Here is a 619-nt window from a genome sequence, read left to right as displayed (position 1 = left end):
GGCGTCAATACCAGAGTAGTAGGGGTCGGATATCCTCTATGAACAACTCAGGCATCCCCTGAGAAGGCTAAACACTCCTCGAGACCGATAGCGAACAAGTAGCGTGAGCGAACGCTGAAAAGCACCCCGAAAAGGGCGGTGCAATAGGGCCTGAAATCAGCTGGCGATCGAACGACGAGGCATACAAGGCGTCTTACAGAACGACCGAGAAGCGATTCTCTAGTAGGCCGTAAGACGAGCCGATGTCACGTCGTGCGTTTTGAAAAACGACCCAGGGAGTGTACTTACATGGCGAGTCTAACCCGTGAACCGGGGAAGGCATAGGGAAACCGATATGGCCGCAGCATTGCCAGGGCCACCGTGTCCAAACGCGGGGAGCCACGTGAGTACGACCCGAAACCAGGCGATCTATGCGCGAACAGGGTGAAGCGTGGCGAAAGCCACGTGGAGGCCCGTTAGAGGTGGTATCCTACAATATCCTCTCGTGATTCGTGTATAGGGGTGAAAGGCCCATCGAGCCTGGCAACAGCTGGTTCCGACCGAAACATGTCGAAGCATGACCTCATCCGAGATAGCCTGCGGGGTAGAGCTACCGATTGGATGACCTGCCTCCGAGAGG

General features: G+C 56.1%; 1 rRNA gene. It reads left to right on the top strand.

Features of this window, described 5'->3' with window-relative positions:
- A 23S ribosomal RNA gene (locus tag ACWUI7_RS13495) occupies positions 1–619 on the top strand; the annotation flags it as partial.

The sequence above is a fragment of the Halorubrum orientale genome (assembly GCF_059623105.1).
Note: the sequence above shows the minus strand (reverse complement) of the source record. Positions and strands in the feature narration are given on the sequence as shown.